The sequence below is a fragment of the Aeromonas genomosp. paramedia genome, assembly GCF_023093515.1.
Taxonomy (GTDB): Bacteria; Pseudomonadota; Gammaproteobacteria; order Enterobacterales; family Aeromonadaceae; genus Aeromonas.
Map to the genome: position 1 here is coordinate 1 of NZ_JAAROG010000016.1, position 18,029 is coordinate 18,029.

Annotated in this window: 15 protein-coding genes and 3 tRNA genes; 5 read left to right on the forward strand and 13 right to left on the reverse strand. The window is 60.3% G+C overall.

From position 1 onward, the window contains the following. The first annotated feature begins 155 nt into the window (after positions 1 to 155). Both HB860_RS09990 and HB860_RS09995 read left to right on the forward strand, forming a co-directional pair. On the forward strand, positions 156 to 479 hold the full coding sequence (locus HB860_RS09990) for a hypothetical protein (protein ID WP_247626536.1): 324 nt from the start codon (positions 156 to 158) through the stop codon (positions 477 to 479). A 383-nt stretch (positions 480 to 862) separates the two neighbouring features. Beyond that, positions 863 to 1,471: a hypothetical protein gene (locus tag HB860_RS09995; RefSeq protein ID WP_247626537.1), complete on the forward strand. Its 609-nt coding sequence runs from the start codon at positions 863 to 865 to the stop codon at positions 1,469 to 1,471. A gap of 177 nt (positions 1,472 to 1,648) precedes the next feature. Here the strand turns inward: HB860_RS09995 and HB860_RS10000 are convergent, their stop codons facing one another. The 13 genes from HB860_RS10000 to HB860_RS10060 all read right to left on the reverse strand — a co-directional run bounded on the left by HB860_RS10000 (position 1,649) and on the right by HB860_RS10060 (position 15,269). Beyond that, positions 1,649 to 3,148 carry a hypothetical protein gene (locus tag HB860_RS10000; RefSeq protein WP_247626538.1) on the reverse strand — a complete coding sequence of 500 codons (1,500 nt, stop codon included), beginning with the start codon at positions 3,146 to 3,148 and terminating at the stop codon, positions 1,649 to 1,651. 55 nt (positions 3,149 to 3,203) lie between these two features. Next, a protein-coding gene (locus tag HB860_RS10005; protein WP_247626539.1) for an IS3 family transposase occupies positions 3,204 to 4,357 on the reverse strand; the annotation gives its coding sequence in 2 pieces (ribosomal slippage) (positions 3,204 to 4,120 and positions 4,120 to 4,357; 1,155 coding nt in all). A gap of 380 nt (positions 4,358 to 4,737) precedes the next feature. Further along, a tRNA-Leu gene (locus HB860_RS10010) sits at positions 4,738 to 4,824 on the reverse strand. A gap of 40 nt (positions 4,825 to 4,864) precedes the next feature. After that, positions 4,865 to 4,938 (reverse strand) — tRNA-Cys (locus tag HB860_RS10015). Positions 4,939 to 4,973: 35 nt separating this feature from the next. Then, positions 4,974 to 5,049 (reverse strand) — tRNA-Gly (locus HB860_RS10020). A gap of 181 nt (positions 5,050 to 5,230) precedes the next feature. Further along, positions 5,231 to 5,785, reverse strand: coding sequence for a CDP-diacylglycerol--glycerol-3-phosphate 3-phosphatidyltransferase (pgsA, locus tag HB860_RS10025; protein ID WP_139436951.1), 555 nt, complete (start codon positions 5,783 to 5,785; stop codon positions 5,231 to 5,233). Between the two features lie 358 nt (positions 5,786 to 6,143). After that, positions 6,144 to 7,997, reverse strand: a complete 1,854-nt coding sequence (gene uvrC, locus HB860_RS10030) for an excinuclease ABC subunit UvrC (protein WP_247626540.1) — start codon at positions 7,995 to 7,997, stop codon at positions 6,144 to 6,146. A 111-nt stretch (positions 7,998 to 8,108) separates the two neighbouring features. After that, on the reverse strand, positions 8,109 to 8,753 hold the full coding sequence (uvrY, locus tag HB860_RS10035; RefSeq protein ID WP_025327477.1) for a UvrY/SirA/GacA family response regulator transcription factor: 645 nt from the start codon (positions 8,751 to 8,753) through the stop codon (positions 8,109 to 8,111). A 210-nt stretch (positions 8,754 to 8,963) separates the two neighbouring features. Further along, complete coding sequence (gene kdsB / locus HB860_RS10040; RefSeq protein WP_247626541.1) at positions 8,964 to 9,713, reverse strand: 3-deoxy-manno-octulosonate cytidylyltransferase; 750 nt, start codon at positions 9,711 to 9,713, stop codon at positions 8,964 to 8,966. Further along, positions 9,710 to 9,910, reverse strand: coding sequence for a Trm112 family protein (locus tag HB860_RS10045; RefSeq protein WP_005331987.1), 201 nt, complete (start codon positions 9,908 to 9,910; stop codon positions 9,710 to 9,712). Before HB860_RS10045 ends, kdsB begins: the two co-directional genes overlap by 4 nt. A 150-nt stretch (positions 9,911 to 10,060) precedes the next feature. After that, positions 10,061 to 11,056, reverse strand: a complete 996-nt coding sequence (lpxK, locus tag HB860_RS10050) for a tetraacyldisaccharide 4'-kinase (protein WP_247626542.1) — start codon at positions 11,054 to 11,056, stop codon at positions 10,061 to 10,063. Next, complete coding sequence (gene msbA / locus HB860_RS10055; RefSeq protein WP_247626543.1) at positions 11,056 to 12,822, reverse strand: lipid A ABC transporter ATP-binding protein/permease MsbA; 1,767 nt, start codon at positions 12,820 to 12,822, stop codon at positions 11,056 to 11,058. Before msbA ends, lpxK begins: the two co-directional genes overlap by 1 nt. A 191-nt stretch (positions 12,823 to 13,013) precedes the next feature. Then, positions 13,014 to 15,269, reverse strand: a complete 2,256-nt coding sequence (locus HB860_RS10060; RefSeq protein ID WP_247626618.1) for a DNA internalization-related competence protein ComEC/Rec2 — start codon at positions 15,267 to 15,269, stop codon at positions 13,014 to 13,016. Between the two features lie 28 nt (positions 15,270 to 15,297). Here HB860_RS10060 and HB860_RS10065 point away from each other — a divergent pair, with 28 nt between their 5' ends. The 3 genes from HB860_RS10065 (at position 15,298) to HB860_RS10075 (ending at position 17,936) form a co-directional block, all read left to right on the forward strand. Next, a complete protein-coding gene (locus HB860_RS10065) occupies positions 15,298 to 15,816 on the forward strand; it encodes a DUF2062 domain-containing protein (protein WP_139436941.1) in 519 nt (172 codons plus the stop codon). After that, on the forward strand, positions 15,810 to 16,304 hold the full coding sequence (locus HB860_RS10070) for a DUF2062 domain-containing protein (protein ID WP_139436939.1): 495 nt from the start codon (positions 15,810 to 15,812) through the stop codon (positions 16,302 to 16,304). The genes HB860_RS10065 and HB860_RS10070 overlap by 7 nt, the downstream gene beginning before the upstream one ends. Before the next feature lie 126 nt (positions 16,305 to 16,430). Continuing rightward, positions 16,431 to 17,936 (forward strand): helicase HerA-like domain-containing protein, encoded by a 1,506-nt coding sequence (locus tag HB860_RS10075; protein WP_247626544.1) that lies wholly within the window; start codon positions 16,431 to 16,433, stop codon positions 17,934 to 17,936. The last annotated feature ends 93 nt before the right edge of the window (positions 17,937 to 18,029 follow it).

Below are 18,029 nucleotides of genomic sequence, written 5' to 3' on the forward strand. Positions count from 1 at the left end.
CTTGTCATTGAACACCTCAGGTCATGGTGGCGACTGTACCACCTAAAATGGTGTCCGGGACGATTAGACCACTACACATACCTGCTAATTTTTACACGTTGCAAATAAACCACCTGTGATCTATTGTTTCGGTAAGTCCACTTTAGAGGAGCTGTATGAAAGACTTCGATGCAGGTAATTTCACCGGAATTGCGACTAGTGATAAGGGTAAAGAGCTGTGGTCTTTTTTAAATTCCGAGCTAGTTGTCGCGAGCCTTGAAACAACAACATATCTCCAGAGGCCAGCTATTGAGGGGATCCAGCCATTATTGCTAAGTCACTTTGGCCATGATGTGTGGGACGACAGATTAAAGCAGGTCGTTGGGAAAATGGTGAGACAGATTATGGAGCGACGCGGGTATCATCTGGAAAAGACCGGAGTCAAAATTCGTGTCAGAGATCTATTCTCGATTGGCGCGAGATATCAGAAAAACATCTGATTTCTTGCGGTATATAGTCAATTAATGAGGGGCGTTCGTTATGTCAAAATTATGCTGGAATGAAGAGAACCTTCCGAAATTAGGTCGTATTTTTTTGCTCAATGTTCTGAGCAACATGCGAGGGTACGAGGATGCTAAAGTCCAGTTTGGTGAGACAGGTACTGGAGTCAAGCCAAATTATCAAGTCACATATCCAAATGGGCTTGTCAGAGCGATAAATGGTTCATCACACGATCCATTTGTTCGAGCCGATGAATTCGATTCGACTCGGATATCCAATACATTCTCATCTCAGCAAGTTAAATACGCACATGAGCAGTCATAGTGACCTTCTCTTTATTTTGTTCTAAATTAGTTTACTTATTTTGTAGAGGGGAACTAGCATGAGTCTATGGATAGACGCAAGGAAATCAAACGCGAGACCAATGATCGCATGGATGGCACTGACAGCTTGTTTTCAGGTGTATGCTAGTAGCGAATATAATAATGAGATTAATTTTACTGTTCGCACCGAGGTTGGAGCTGAGAGCCAGGGTATATTTACTTCCTGTATTGCCATCATGGAAGGAGCTCAAGTGGGATCTTCTAATGATGATGGATTTTCCTTTGGATTAGGCGTTGGATTAAGTCGAGATGGCATCTATAACGTTCAATTATATCATCGAGTATTTCTGATCAGTAATCCGGTTTGGCAACCAAACACTAATCATTCTGTTGTACGATGGATCAAGATTGGTAGTGCAGCTCCGCTATCGATTGTTCCTACAAACCTGATGAGTGTGTGGTCGAATGGGTATTCTTCTTGGAGCGCCGAAGATATAAATGGTATAGCCTTGGAATCACTGGCTGGTATCAAAAGCGACGTACCGATCTGGATTAATGTTGCAGAGAGTGACAAAGAACCAACTACCTATTCTGGCTTACTGAACATCAGTAAAAACCACCAATCTCAGTTATCTCAATGTCTCAAGGAAATCAATATAAAAAAATAATTTACAAATACTTCCAAGAAGTGAAAGTTATTATTGCTCTAGGGATAGATGTGAAGTGGTCTATGTGTATGGAGTTGTATTCACCGGACTGAATTACCACCCGTGCCATAATCACATCCCTGTAGATTCTCAGTAACGGGTAGCGATTCACTTTCAGTTCGCTAGCAATAATGTCTGTTACGCTTTGGTCTGACGCCACTTAGTTAGCCATCGATACTGTTCGGGATGAATGCGTAACAGCTCTGCGATAACTGCTTCACGTTTATCGGCTGTCATTCGGGTAAGAAGCGACCTGACATCCGACATAATACTGTCACGACCAGCGCCTCTGGCTTCCGCCTTGCAATACCACTCATGTCCCTCACTAATGTTGCCAAGCTCGATACAGACTGCGCCAAGTAGTGTGCAGGGGCGAAAGTTGTTGGGTTGAAGACGGTGAGCTTCAGCGCCCATGTTCAATGCGGCAGTATGGTCGCCATGGTCACGCATCGCACCACCATGAGTGGTGAGAATGGCGGATTTCAGCTTAGGCTGAACCTGCCGCTTGGCTGGGATGGCATTCAGCAGAGCAATCGCCTCATTCGATGCTGCACATTTGCGCAAGTGTCCGCTGGCATTGACTGCACTCCATGGGTTCTTGCTGTTGCGGTACTCTGCTAGCCAGTGATCAGCTTCGAGTCGGTTGTAGCTATGCAGAATCTCCTTTGTCTCGTACTCACGGCCATTGCTCTTGAGCCAGATGGTTTCAGTCTCCAGTAGCCGTGTACCTGCATCCAGCTTGAGAAGGATTGCCATGAGCTGTTTGAGGTGATGTGATTCGACATATCCAGTGACACCATACTTCTCCCTGAGTGCTTGGTTCTTCATCCGTGCGATGTACTTGGGGTCACTCTCACGCTGAATCCGCTCAGCCTCAAGTCGCACACTTCGGGCTTTCTGCTCGGCTTTATAACGTTCTTCATCTGCGGCCTTCTGAGCGGCGATCTCGCGTTGTTTCTGTTGCGCAAGCTCGTTTCGTTGCTCCTGTTCCGCTTTCCCTTTTTGGTCGAACTGCTCTTGGGAGAGTTCGCCGGTCAAGAAGCACAGCAAGGCATTCAACCCTCTGTTCAAGAGAAATTGTCTGTTAGCTGCTGATATCGTCGCGCCTTGTCCGGCAGCGACAAGGAGGCTGTGCAACCTGGCACCGCCCGTGATCGCACTGGTGATATCATCCACCCAGAATTGTCTGGCCAGTTCATGCGGGGGGAGGGACACAGACTTCTGGCCATCGGCCAGACCATTTTTGATCCGGAATTTCTGCAGGTAATCCCAAGTGGGATTTTGGCTGGTCTTCTCTATATGAGGCTTGTCGTCTAGCTGACCAGCCAAGGGCTTCGTGATTGAAGGTTGGTAGCGATGCACAATCTTTCGGCCCTTATAGTAAAGAGATTTAGAACGGCGCTGCTCCTGTTCTACCGCAGATTGGCGTCTGAACTCAGGGAGAGTCATATCGCCGTTGATAAAGCCCCTCAAGGCGTTGAGATCGTAGCTGGCTAGAATGTCGTAGCGGGGCGAAGTCAGAGGCTCATTCCTGAATATGGCTACGAGCAAACTATGGAGGTTATCGCCTATCGATAGGGCAGCAGGAATGTCATCGACACCGTAATAAGTTGCGAGATCCATAGGCGAGATAGACATCGAGCACACTCCTTGTGCAAAAAAGAATTAGTACAATTGAATCGCCCCGGCTTCTCTAGACACTTTTGAGCCGTTCGAAATATTGCTTTTCACACTCTACTGGCGATAGCCCATTGTTGAAACTGTGCCGACGCTTGGGGTTGTAAAACATTTCAATGTAATCGAACACATCCTGCCGAGCCTCCTCGCGATCTGCATAGGTTTTACGTCGGATCCGCTCGCGTTTGAGGAGTTGGAAGAAACTCTCCGCCACCGCGTTATCATGGCAATTGCCACGTCTGCTCATGCTGGCCTTGAGCCGGTGCTCCCGCAAAAAATCCTGCCAGTCATGGCTGCTAAACTGGCTCCCTTGGTCAGAATGAACCAGCACTTCCTGCTCGGGTCGCCGTCGCCACACTGCCATCAGTAACGCGCTGATGGCCAACTCTCGGTTGATCCGTGGCCCCATTGACCAACCAATGACTTGTCGTGAGAACAAATCCAATACCGCGGCCAGATAAAGCCAGCCTTCATGGGTTCGAATATAAGTGATGTCCGTTACCCAGACCTTATTTGGCTCAGTCACATCGAACTGGCGTTCAAGATGGTTCGGTGCAACCACCGTTGGCCGGCCACCATAATGACCGGGACGGCGACGATAACCGGTTTGTGAACGTAAACCTTCATGACGCATTAATCGCGCCACCCGGTGTTTCCCACAGGTCTCGCCTATCTCTCGCAGGTCGTCCCGGATCTTGCGATAACCATAGACGCCCCCGCTTTCTAGCCAGCATTGCTTGATCTGGCCCAAGAGGCGTTGGTCTTCAAGTGCGCGGGAAGATAAAGGCTGGTGCTGCCAGGCGTCATAACCGCTCGGGTGGACATTCATCATCCGACACAGTCGGCAGATGGGATGTGTGGACGCGTGCGCCCGGATGAAGACGTACCTTACCCTGACAGCTTGGCAAAGTACGCGGCGGCCTTTTTTAAGATATCTCGCTCATCGGTGACGCGGCGCAGTTCAGCCTTGAGGCGCCGAATCTCGGCTTGCAGGCTGGAGTCATGCTGTTGCTGCACGTCGGGCTGGCTGTAGCGCCTGATCCAGGCGTAAAGACTGTGGCTGGAAACACCAAGTCGCTCAGCGACCTCTGCCACTGGGTAATGGCGCTCAGTCACCTGCTTGACGGCGGCCAGTTTGAATTCTTCCGTGTAACGTTGCTGCTTGCTCATAACACCTCCTGAATGACCTCAGTTTGAAGTTTGAGGCTCTTGAGGTGTCTAGGAAAGTAGGGGCGATTCAGTTTCAAAGGGGGTTCAATGCGGGTTTGGGAGGGGGTGAAGCGGAAGGGGTAACGGTGAGCGGCACTTGTCTCAGCACCAGAGATAGACCCCGGAAAGGCCCGGAGCAGTGGCCTACCAAACGTCCTTGGCTATGTTGGAAGGCTGGGCAGATTGTTTGCAGCGAGTAGCAGGAAGTAGTTAGTCGCTTAGACAAGAAATGGACAAGAAAGGAAAAGTGAGAGAGGGGAAACGCTGGGGGGCAGAAACAAAAACGACGCAATGAAGCGTCGTATCTGTTTAATCTGTAAGGCTTTTTTCTTCAATTTTAATGGTGCCTGAGGCCGGAATCGAACCGGCACGACGCGAACGTCGAGGGATTTTAAATCCCTTGTGTCTACCGATTTCACCACTCAGGCACCGCAATCGGTATCAAGTCCGCGGGCGGGCTTGTCAATATGGAGGCACGTTCCGGAGTCGAACCGGACTAAACGGATTTGCAATCCGCTGCATAACCGCTTTGCTAACGCGCCATGCAAAAGAGAGTTGGCTCTCGATTGTCTGAATTTGGAGCGGGAAACGAGACTCGAACTCGCGACCCCGACCTTGGCAAGGTCGTGCTCTACCAACTGAGCTATTCCCGCATCGGTCTGGCTGACTGCCTGACTACGAGAACGCATTCTAGCGATGTTCCTCGTCCAGTCAACCAAAAACATTTAATACGCTGATCGTTCGGGCATTTTTTGCCCTTCTCCCACACTTTTGCCACTCATGGCCGTTTCTCTGCCCCAACGGCAAGGAAACGGCCATTTGCCCATGGGTGGACTAGAAGCGGGAGTGGTAGGTCAGATCGCCCCAGGCGGCCTTCATGTACTGGAACATGGACCAGAAGGTGAGCACTGTGGCGACATAGAGCAGCACGTAGGCGAGCCACACCATCCAGATATCGTATTGCCAGATGAGGCCGGTGAGCGACACCATCTGGATCATGGTCTTCCACTTGCCGATCCAGCTGACCGCCACCGAGGAGCGCTTGCCGAGCTCTGCCATCCACTCCCGCAGGGCGGAGATGATGATCTCGCGGCCAATCATGGTCATGGCCGGTATGGTGACCCAGATGGTGTTGTAGTGTTCGACGATGACCACCAGGGCGGCCGCCACCATGATCTTGTCGGCAACGGGATCGAGGAAGGCACCGAAGGCGGTGGACTGGTTCAGCTTGCGGGCGAGATAGCCATCAAACCAGTCGGTCGCGGCCGCCAGGATGAAGACAAGCGCAGCCGCCAGGTAGGACCACTGATAGGGAAGGTAGAACAGGATGACGAAGACGGGGATGAGCAAAATCCGAAAAAACGTCAGCAGGTTAGGAATATTTGTCATTATTTTCAGCCACTTCTTGTATGCCGCTACATGGTAGCCCCAAGCCGATCACCGTTGCAACCGGACAGGCGCCCGCCTTGGTCCATTAATCCATCAATAACCTCAGGATGCATGCCATTATGGCATTTGCGGGCCCCCTGCGTCACGGCTCTTGTGCTGCCGGGGCCGGTTTGCGGGATCCACATCAAATGCCACCCACTCAAGGTGGCTCGGGTCAGACCCGCTCCTGACGGGTACCAGGCATCCCCTGTCCTGAACAACAACGCCTACCCAGGCGGGAACGAATGCAAGGCCCCTGAATGGTATGAACCCGCCAGCTCCTGGGTATATCCCCCAGAACAGCAACGTTAATCCAGGGTCAGAGCGAGTGCAGGGCGTCGTGGATGGATTGGGCCAGCTCCTGGCTGATGCCGGGCACCTTGGCGAGCTCGTCCACCCCCGCCTTTTTCACCTCCTGCAGGCCCCCCAGGTATTTGAGCAGGGCCTGCCGCCGTTTGGGCCCCACCCCCGGAATGTCCTCCAGAGTACTGGTGGTACGGGCTTTCGCCCGTCTCGCGCGGTGGCCTGTGATGGCAAAACGGTGAGATTCATCGCGAATGTGCTGAATCAGGTGCAAAGCGGGCATATCTGCCGGCAAGTGCAGCTCTTCGTGGCTCTCCCCCATGATCAGGGTCTCCAGCCCGGCCTTGCGGGTCACCCCCTTGGCGATGCCCACCAGCAGCGGGTATTTGCCCCCCAGAAACTCCAGCTGACGGGCCAGGATCTCCTCGGCGCGGCGCAACTGGCCGAGGCCGCCGTCGATGAAGAGCACGTCCGGCACCTTGTCCGGCTCCTGCTGCTTGCCAAAGCGCCGCTCCAGGGCCTGCTCCATGGCAGCATAGTCATCGCCCCCCGTGATGCCGTCGATGTTGAAGCGCCTGTATTCCGATGAGAGCGGCCCCTCCCGGTTGAACACCACGCAGGAGGCGACGGTGCGCTCCCCCATGGTGTGAGAAATGTCGAAGCACTCCATGCGGGCGATGGGGCGCTCCAGCTCCAGCAGCTCCTCCAGCTGGTCGTAGCGGGCGGTGATGGTGCTCTTGTGGGCCAGCCGCGAGCGCAGCGCCGTCTGGGCGTTGATGGAGGCGAGCTTGATAAATCGTGCCCGCTCAGCCCGGGTGCGGCTCTGCACCCGCACCTTGTAGCCGGCGGTCTGGCTTAGGGTCTCGGCGATCACCGCCTCGTCTTCCAGCGCCACGTCCAGCAGCACCTCGCTCGGGATCTGTCGTCCCCCCTGCCCCGACAGATAGAACTGCAGCAGGAAGGATTGCACCACCTCGTCCAGGGGGGTATCGGCCGGCACTTTCGGGAAGTAGCTGCGCGAGCCCAGCACCTTGCCCTGGCGGATGAAAAGTACGTGGATGCAAGCCGCCCCCTGATCGAAGGCCACCCCCACCACGTCCAGCTCGTCCAGCACGTTGCCGCTCACCGACTGCTGCTCGGTGACCCGGCGCAGGGCCTGGATCTGATCCCGGTAGCGGGCCGCCTCCTCGAAGCGCAGATCGCCGCTGGCGGACTCCATCTTGCCCACCAGCTCGCCTATCACCTGCTGGTTCTTGCCCGCCAGGAACAGCTTGGCCAGCTCCACCTGCTGGGCATACTCGGCCTCACTCACCAGCCCGGCCACGCAGGGGCCGGCGCAGCGCTTGAGCTGATAGAGCAGGCAGGGACGGGTGCGGTTGGCATAGACGGCGTCCTCGCACTGGCGCACCGGGAAGATCTTCTGCATCAGGTGTAGGCTCTCGCGCACGGCGCCGCCGGAGGGGTAAGGGCCGAAGTACTCCCCCTTCACCTTGCGGGCACCGCGATGCACGCCGATGCGCGGGTGCTGGTGTGCCGTGATGATGATCCAGGGGTAGGACTTGTCATCCCGCAGCAGCACGTTGTAGCGCGGCTGGTACTGCTTGATGAGGTTGTGCTCGAGGATCAGCGCCTCTGTCTCGGTGTGGGTGACCGTGACCTGGATGTCGGCTATCTGGCGCACCAGGGTACGGGTCTTGATGCTGTCCACATTGGTGCGAAAGTAGGAGGCGAGCCGCTTCTTCAGATCCTTGGCCTTGCCCACGTAGATGACGGTGCCGCCACCGTCATACATGCGGTAGACGCCGCTCTGGTGGGTGACGGCGCTCAAAAACGCCTTGCTGTCAAAATGGGGATCGGGAGAGAGGGTCATCGGCAACTCGACTCAACGGATGAATGCAAAAAGACGGGGAGAGCATACTGCGCCGGGCCTGCGAAAAGCAAAAAGGCGGCACTCGCCGCCTTGGGTGGGCACAGGCATCCCTTACAGGGTGTCGGCATCCAGCATGCCATAGCGAATGGCCAGATGGGTCAGCTCCACGTCGCCGTTGATCCCCAGCTTGCTGAACAGGCGGTAGCGATAGCTGTTGACCGTCTTCGGGCTCAGGTTGAGCTGCTCCGAGATGTCGGTCACCTTCTGTCCCTTGGTGATCATCATCATGATCTGCAACTCGCGCTCGGAGAGGGACTTGAAGGGGTTCTCGTCCGCCGAGGCAAACTGGCTCAGGGCCATCTGCTGGGCGATCTCGGGGGAGATGTAACGCTGGCCGGAGTGCACCAGGCGAATGGCGTGGATCATCTCGTCCGGCGCGGCCCCCTTGGTGAGGTATCCGGCGGCGCCCGCCTGCATCACCTTGGTGGGGAACGGATTCTCGGAATGAATGGTCAGCACTATGATGCGCACATCGGGGCGCAGCCGCAGGATCTTGCGGGTCGCTTCCAGACCGCCGATACCCGGCATGTTCATGTCCATCAAAATCACGTCGGGGTGATGCTGCCGACAGAAGGCCACGGCGGTTTCCCCGCTCTGCGCCTCGCCCACCACCTTGATCCCGCGGACATCTTCCAAAATGCGTCTTATCCCTGTACGCACCAACTCATGATCATCGACCAGGAATACATTAATCACCCAAACACCCCGTTTTTTATCTCGTTATATGCCAGTTAGGGTTAACACGGCGTCTTGCATCATAACCAAACTCGATGATTTGGCAAACCATGGCCGGGAAAAGTTTGAAAGTGCTCGTAAAAGCCGTTTTAAATCAAATTATTATATAAATAATCAACGAAAAAACGGCGCCTGAAGGCGCCGTATCGGTCAACTTTCGTGCCGCCAGCCTCAGTTGGCCAGCAGGGCACGCACCTTGTCCAGATCGGACTGGGTATCCACCCCGACCGGGGGGGCCTCCAGCGCCTGGGCCACGTGGATCTTCTCCCCGTACCAGAGCACCCGCAACTGCTCCAGCGCCTCAATCTGCTCGAGCGCGCTCGGCGCCCAGTCCACGTAACGCTGAATGAAGCCCGCGCGATAAGCGTAGATGCCGATGTGGCGCTGGTAGTGGCTGCCAATCTGCTCGTGGCTCTTGGCAAAGCGGTCCCTGTCCCAGGGAATGCTGGCGCGGCTGAAGTAGAGGGCGTAGCCATCCTTGTCGGTCACCACCTTGACCGCATTGGGGTTGAACGCCTCTTCGGCGTCCTTGATCGGCACCGATAGGGTCGCCATCGGGGCCGTGGCGGCGGCCAGGTTGTCCGCCACCTGACGGATGATGGCGGGCGGAATGAGCGGCTCGTCCCCCTGCACGTTGACGATGATGGTATCGGCGGCGAAGCCGTAGTGACGGCACACCTCGGCCAGGCGCTCGGTGCCGGACTGGTGATCCGGTGAGGTCATGCACACCTCGACGCCGGTTGCCTGCAGCGCCTGCAGCACCCGCTCATCGTCGGTGGCGACTATCACCCGATCGGCGCCCGATTGCAGGGCCTTCTCCACCACGTGCTGCACCATGGGCTTGCCATGGATGTCCGCCAGCGGCTTGCCCGGCAAGCGGGTCGAGGCGTAACGGGCCGGAATGACGACGACGAAACTCATGGCTTCAGCTCTTCCAGGGGCAGATGACGGGCCCGGTTCTCCAGGAGGACGGGGATCCCCTCCTCTAGCGGATAGGCCAGTCTGTCGAAGCGGCAGATGAGCTCATGGGCGGCCTTGTCCGATTGCGGTTGATAGTGCAGCTTCCCCTTGCAAACCGGGCAGGCGATGATGTCGAGCAATTTGATATCCAGTGCCAAAACGAAACTCCTTCAACGATGTCGAGCAAGCGACGATCTCGGGCGGGCTAGGCTGCCGAGCAGTTTAATGGTCCATCGCCGGAGCCGGCATCCGGCTCCTTGCAACGGCGCCGCACGGGCTATGCCGTGCAGGCGATGATCTTGCGCCATTCAGTGTGCATGGTCAGGGCCGGACGCCTGCGGCGGGGTCAACCGCTGCAGCAGGGTATCGAGCAGGGAGGCGGGCAACTCGGCGCTCACCGGCAGATACCACCAGTGCGCTGGCGCGAAGGCCCGGCACTTGACCGCATCCTTCTCCGTCATCAGCAGGGGGCGCTCGCCGAAGCGGGCGAGCAGCTCATCCCGATCAAAGGCCTGATGATCCGCATAACCGACACGCTCTGCCAGCTCATAGCCGAGTCCGGCCAGGGTGGCAAAGAAGCGGGGAGGATGGCCTATGCCCGCCAGTGCATCCACAGGTCCGGCAAGGGGAGCCTCGAGGGGCGCATCGTCGCACACGCGGCGCGGCGCAGCCGCCACCAGCGCCATGGGGTATTCCCCCTGGGCCGGGGTGCCGCCGTTGCAGATGATGGCATCGACCCGCTTGAGGCGGGTCATGGGTTCCCGCAGCGGCCCCATGGGCAGTAGGCAGCCATTGCCAAAGCGCCGGGCCCCATCCACCACCACCAGCTCTATGTCCCGGTCCAGGGCGTAGTGCTGCAGGCCATCGTCGGTGATGATGATGTCCACCTCACCGCTTTGCTCCAGCAGACGCACCGCATCGGCGCGCCTGGGGGCCACCACCACGGGGCAGCCGCAGCGCCTTGCGATGAGCACAGGCTCATCCCCCGCCTGGGCCGTGGTGCTCTGCTTATCGAGTCGGTAAGGGTAATGGGGCGCCTTGCCGCCGTAACCCCGGCTGACCACGCCGGGGCGATAGCCACGGGCCTGGAGTTGCTCTACCAGCCAGACCACCACAGGGGTCTTGCCGTTGCCACCGACCGAGATATTGCCCACCACTATCACCGGCAGGCTGGCGCGATAGGCGCTGAACCAGCCGCGCCGGTAGGCGAAACGGCGCCCGCCGCTGACGAGGGCAAACAGCAGGGCCAAGGGGGCCAGCCACCAGCGCCAGCCACTCTTGCCGTACCAGAGACGCTCCAGCATCAGGCCGAATGACTCACGGCGCCGCCGAACTGGATGGCGCGCAGTTGGGCATAGGTGCCCTGCTGGCTCATCAGCTCGCCATGGTTGCCGCGCTCGACGATATGACCCTCGTCGATCACCAGGATCTCGTCCGCCTTCTCTATGGTGGAGAGACGGTGGGCGATCACCAGGGAGGTGCGCGCCTTGCACAGCTCGTCGATGGCCGCCTGGATGTGGCGCTCGGACTCGGTATCCAGGGCCGAGGTGGCCTCGTCCAGCAGCAGTACCGGGGAGTCCCGCAGCAGGGCGCGGGCGATGGCGATGCGCTGGCGCTGGCCACCGGACAAGGAGGCGCCATTCTCGCCGATGACGGTGTCATAGCCCTCCGGCATCTTGCGCACGAACTCGTCGGCATGGGCGATGCGGGCGGCATGCTGGATCTCTTCCCTGCTGTACTTGTCTTCTGCCGCGTAGGCGATGTTGTTGGCCACGGAGTCGTTGAACAGGTGGACATGCTGGGAGACCAGGGCGTACTGCTTGCGCAACTCGCTTAAGCGATATTCGCGGATGTTGACGCCGTCCAGCAGGATCTCCCCCTGCTCTATGTCATAGAAGCGGGTCAAGAGGCTGGCGATGGTGCTCTTGCCGGAGCCGGAGCGCCCCACCAGGGCCACGGACTTGCCCGCCTCCACCTTGAAGCTAATGTTGTGCAGCGCCGGGGTCTCCTTGGTCGGGTAGGTGAAGGTGACGTTGCGAAACTCGATCTCCCCACGGGCCCGCTCCAGGGTGCGGGTGCCGGTGTCCTGCTCCGGGGTGGAGTCCAGCAGACCGAACAGGCTCTGGCAGGCGGTGATGCCGCGCTGGAACTGGTTGTTCACGTCGGTCAGGCTTTTCAGCGGCTTGAGCAGCATCATCATGGAGGTGACCATGACGGTGAAGGTGCCCGCGGTCAGGGTCGCCTTGACCGAGTCTATGGTCGCCACATAGAGGAAGACCGCCAGGGCGACCGAGGCCACCATCTGGACTATGGGGCTGCCGATGGCGTCGGCCGCCACCATCTTCATGGTCTGCTGACGCATCCGGTTGCTGACCTGATAGAAGCGCTTGTCCTCCACCTGCTGGCCACCGAACATCAGCACCTCTTTATGGCCCTTGAGCATCTGCTCGGTGGAGGTGGTGATGTCACCCACCGCCTGCTGGATGTGGCGGCTGATCTTGCGGAAACGACGGCTGATGAGGCCGATCAGTATGCCCACCACGGGGCCGACCACCAGGAAGATCACCGACAGCTGCCAGGAGTGCCAGAACATCAGGCCGAGCAGGCCGATGACGGTGGCCCCTTCCCGCACCAGGGAGACCAGGGTGGAGCTCGCGGCTGACGACACCTGACCGGCGTCATAAGTCACCTTGGAGAGCAGGTTGCCGGTGTTCTGGCGGTCGAAGAAGCTCATGGGCATGGCCATCAGGTGGCTGAACACCTGCTGCTGCAGCCGCATCACCACATGGTTGCCGACCCAGGCCATGCAGTAGTTGGAGAGGAAGGCGGCGCAACCGCGTAGGGCGACGATGCCGAGCACGAAGAAGGGCATCCACTTGAGCACGCTGCTATCGTTGCCGTTGAGGCCCTGATCGATGAGCGGCTTGATGGAGTAGACGAAGGTGGTATCCACGGCCGCATAACCCAGCATGCCGATGATGCCGCCCACCAGCCCCAGTTTGCGATCCCGGACATAACCGAGCAGGCGCTTGAAGACGGGCCAGCTCTCTTGTGAGGTTTCTTGTTGCATGAATAGCCGTTAATAAGGGAAATGACGGGGTATTCTAGCCAAAGCGCAGGATTACACCAAGCGTTGCCATCGTCTGGCCATCTCCCTCCCCCTTACTTAACGGGAAATGACGGATTATTGCCCTGGCCAACGCTTGGGCATCCATCGGGCGTTGCCCCATCCCAAAGAGAAATAACGGCCGAGGGAGAGTCCTAGCGCCATAGCCTGGGCCGCCACCAGTGGCCATTGCGCCTGTACCAGGGGCCCTGCTCGCGCTCGGCCCGGATCTCGAGCCCGGCCTCCCCCGCCTCGATCAGGATGGCACCATCCTGCCCCGTCACCCATTGGCGAGCCCCCTCGTATCTCGCCACCACCTCGGGGCGGGGAAACTGCCACTGGTTCCTGTCGCCGGCGCTGTGGATGACGACATCCGGGTTCACCGCCGCCACGAAGCCTGGGGTCGAGGAGGTGCGGCTGCCATGGTGAGGGCTCACCAGCACGGCGCTGGAGAGGGTGCTGAAGCGAGCGCCGGAAAAGGTGCTGGCGAGTTCTTCACCTTCTCCTTTCGCTTCCAGCGCCAGCAGACGGCGCTCCGCCCCCTGCTCTATGTCGCCGCTGAGCAGGATGCGATGCCGGCCGTCGCTTATCTGCACCACGCAACTGTCGTTGTTGCGCCCCGCCCCCGGCCGCTCGGGCCAGAGCACCCGTACCTCCAACCCCTGCCAGTGCCAGCGCTGACCACGGCGACACAGGGTCGTGCTGGGTGCGAAGCCGAACGAGGAGAGCTCGCGGCGCACCGGCATCGCCTGCAGCATGGCGCGTCGATTGCCCGCATGATCCCTGTCCTTGTGGCTGATGATGAGGGCATCGAGCACCCGCACATCGAGCCGGCTCAGCACGGGCAACATGGCGGCCTCCGCCATGTTGTAACCGCCGGGGTAGCTATCCCCGGTGTCGTAGAGGATGCCGCGATCGCCGCGGGTGACGAGCACCGACAAGCCCTGCCCCACGTCCAGCACCCGCACCTGCCAGGGCGTGGGGGCAGGCCAGGCTCCCAGCAGCAGGGCGGCTCCCACCGGGAGCAGCAAGCCGCGCCCTCCCGGCAACTGCCAGGCCCCCCACAGCAGCACCAGCAGGGCACTGACGGGCATCAGCCAGCCGGGAACCGGCCACCAGAGCTGCAGGTGGTCCGCCAGCAGGTCGAGTCCCCACAACACCCACGTCAGCCCCAGATCGGACAGCCAGAACAGGCCATGAGCCAGGGCGGTGGAGAGCGGCGCCAGCAGCACGCCGACGAGCGCCAGCGGAATGATGCCGAGGCAGAACAGCGGCAACGCCAGCAGATTGAGCAAGAGCGCCAGCGGAGCCATGCCCTCGAACAGCAGCAGTTGCAGGGGCAGCAGGCCGAGCAGCAGCAGGCACTGCAGGCGCACCAGCCCGGGACGCGCGTGCAGCAGGCTCGCCAGCAACAGCAGGGCCACCGCCATGAAGGAGAGCCAGAAGCCGGCCGAGTAGAGGGCAAAGGGATCCCAGAGCACGAGCACCACGAAGGCCCACAGCCAGATGCGGTGGCTGGGCCAGTCCCGCCTCAGCCAGCGCAGCAGGCTCCACACCAGCACCATGATGAGGGCCCGCTCGGTCGCCACCGCAAATCCCGCCAGCCAGCTGTAGACGGCGGCAAACAACAGGGAGACTAGAATGGCCCCCCGCAATCCCAGCAGCCGCCCCAGCCACCAGCCGAGCACCGCCACCAGGGCGATATGCTGGCCAGAGATGGCGATGATGTGGGTCAGGCCGCTGCCGCGAAACAGATCCCACTGGGCATCCGTGATGCCCCCCTGCTCCCCGAAGCTGAGGGCCGCCAGCAAGGGGGCCTGCTCCAGCCCCTGCCAGGCGGTGCTGGCGGCGGCCAGCCAGCGCTCCCGCATCCCGGGGGCCGCCCCCTGAACCTCGATGAGACGACGCAGGTTGCCGGTCGCCGTGATCCCCTTGCCAAGCAGCAGGCGCCGCCCATCCATGCCCGCCTCGTTGGCCAGCCCGTGGGCGGGCTTGAGGGAAGTCACCAGGGTGATGCGGCTGCCGGCGGGCAAGTGCGGCACTGCCTGGTAGGCATTGATCCTGACGAGGGGGGCCACCCCGAGGGGCTGCTCGTCCAGCGTCTCGACCCGCAGCAGCAGGCGGGCAAATTTATCTCGTGGCTTATCACCGGAGGACTCCGTACTTTGCACCCGTGCGGTTATGATGTGGCTGGTCTGTGTCTCCAGCTTGTCCAGCCAGGCCAGCCGATACTGCAGGTTCAGCTGCATCCAGAGCACCCCGAGCACCAGAAACAAGAGCCGCCAGTGGCGGCCAAGGGCGAGCAGGATAGCCAGGGCCAGCAGCGCGCCGCCCCATGCAGTAGAGGGTAACCAGGGCCAGAGCAGTGAGGAGCTTGCCCCCAGGGCAAACGACAACAGACGCAGATCCATGGAGCAAGTATTTAGCAAGGTTTCAAACATGCCCAAACGACTCATAAAACGCTGGCTGCCCGATCAGGACAAGCTCAAGGAACACAAGCACTTGCGGCTGTTCGGCAAGCTGCTGCTCGATGCCAACCTCTGGCACCTCAACCGCCGCTCCGCCGCCGGTGCCTTCGCGGTCGGCCTCTTCATGGCCTGGATCCCCCTCCCCTGCCAGATGCTGCTGGCGGCCGGTGGCGCCATCCTCTTTCGGGTCAATCTGCCCCTCTCGGTCGCCCTGGTCTGGCTCTCCAACCCCTTCACCATGCCGCCGCTGTTCTATGGCGCCTACCTGGTGGGCTGCCAGCTGCTGGGGCACCCCGCCCAGCACATCGAGATCCAGTTCACCTGGGCATGGCTGGTCTCGGTATTTGAAACCCTGGCCCCGCCGCTGCTGCTGGGCTCCCTGGTGCTCGCGCTCTTGAGTTCACTGATGGGTTACACCTTCATCCGCACCTTCTGGCGCATCAACACGGTGCGTCAGTGGCAGAAGCGCAAGGAGGCGCGGGCATGCTGAGCCGCTGGCTGGCCCGTTTCAAGATAGACCCGGACACCCTGCGCCAGCAGAAGTGGTTCGCCCTCTTTGGTGAGCGCCTGCTGACCCCCGCCCTCTGGCAGGGGGGCACCCGGGCACTCAGCGGCGCCGTGGCGGCCGGCCTCTTCGCCAGCTGGATCCCCATCCCCATGCACTCCCTCGTCGCCGTCGCGCTGGCGCTGGCATTCAGCCTCAACCTGCCGCTCGCCCTGCTGGCGGTCTGGTTCAACAACCCGCTGACGCTGCCCTTCATGTACCTCTATGCCTACCGCACCGGCTGCCTGGTGCTGCACCAGACGCCGGAGCCCTTCCACCTCACCTGGTCATTGCACTGGCTGGAGCACGAGGCGGCGACCCTGGTGCCCCCCTTCCTGCTCGGCAGCCTGCTGCTGGCACTGCTGACCGCCGCCACCGGGGCCCTGCTCACCCTCATGCTGCTGCAGCTGGGCAGGCTGACTCGCGCCCGCTGAGCCCCCTCCCCGCCCTTCGGTTTCGCCACAGGGCGCAATTCGCGCCGCCTTGCCATCGTTTGGCTCTGCCACCACACTCCTTGTAGCCCTCAGCTTGCCGCTACCTGCAAAGACAAGGAGTTCACCATGGCCCAACCCCTGACGCTGGCCTATGCCAATGGCCAACCCATCTCACTGCTGCCCGCCCTGGCCAACCGCCACGGCCTCATCACAGGCGCCACCGGGACCGGCAAGACAGTCACCCTGCAGGTGCTGGCAGAGGGGTTCTCCCGCCTTGGGGTGCCGGTCTTTCTGGCGGATGTGAAGGGGGATCTCAGCGGCCTTGGCGCCGCCGGCACCCCGTCGACCAAGCTGGATGCCCGGCTGGCCCAGCTCGGCATCCCGGCCCCCGCCTTTGCCCCCAGCCCGACCCTGTTCTGGGACCTGTTTGCGGAGCAGGGGCACCCGGTGCGGGCCACCGTCTCCGACATGGGGCCCCTGCTTCTGGCCCGTCTGCTCGGCCTCAACGACACCCAGAGCGGGGTGCTCGAGCTGGTGTTCAAGGTGGCGGACGACGAGGGGCTGTTGCTGCTCGATCTGAAAGACTTGCGCGCCATGGTGCAGTTTGCCGGAGACAACGCCAAGACCCTCACCACCCGCTATGGCAATGTGTCCACCGCCTCCATCGGCGCCATACTGCGCAACCTGCTCACCCTTGAGAGCGCGGGCGGCGATCACTTCTTCGGCGAACCCATGCTGGACATCCAGGACCTGCTGCAGACCGACGGGGCTGGCCACGGCCACATCAATGTGCTGGCGGCCGGCAAGCTCACCCAGTCCAGCCGCCTCTATGCCTGCTTCCTGCTCTGGCTGCTCTCCGAGCTGTTCGAGCAGTTGCCGGAGGTGGGGGATCCCGATAAACCCGTGCTGGTCTTCTTCTTCGACGAGGCCCATCTCTTGTTCAACGACGCCCCCAAGGCGCTGCTGGAGAAGATAGAGCTGGTGGTGCGCCTCATCCGCTCCAAGGGGGTCGGTGTCTACTTCGTGACCCAGAGCCCGGCCGACATTCCCGACAGCGTGCTGGGGCAGCTCGGCAACCGGGTGCAGCACGCCCTGCGCGCCTTTACCCCGAGCGATCAGAAGGCGGTACGCATCGCCGCCAACACCCTGCGCGCCAACCCGGCCTTCGACGCGGCCGGCGTCATCACCGAGCTCGGGGTGGGCGAGGCCCTGGTCTCCATGCTCGATGAGAAGGGACGCCCCTGCGTGGTGGAGCGCGCCTTCATCGCCCCGCCCGCCAGTCGCATAGGTCCCCTGAACGACGCCGAGCGGCAGGCCCTGATCCAGGGGTCAGTGCTTCACGGCAGATACGAGACCCGCGAGGATCGCGAATCCGCCTTCGAGCGGCTCAATGGCGGGGCACCGGCCGCCTCAGATGATGCCCCCCCATCCCCGTCGGAGCAGGGCGGCGGATTGCTCGACGCCCTCAACGGCATCCTGTTCGGGCGCACAGGCCCGCGCGGGGGCCAACATGACGGCGTGGTGCAGACCGCCGCCAAGAGCGTGGCCCGCACCCTGGGCAACGAGGTGGGTCGTCAGCTGGTACGGGGGGTGCTGGGCTCTCTGCTCGGGGGCAGCAAACGGCGCCGCTGATACCGGAAAACAGGCATGAAAAAGCCCGCCAGGGGACACCTGGCGGGCTTTTTACTGAGCGGATGCCGATGGTTGTGCTTACAGCACCTTGGT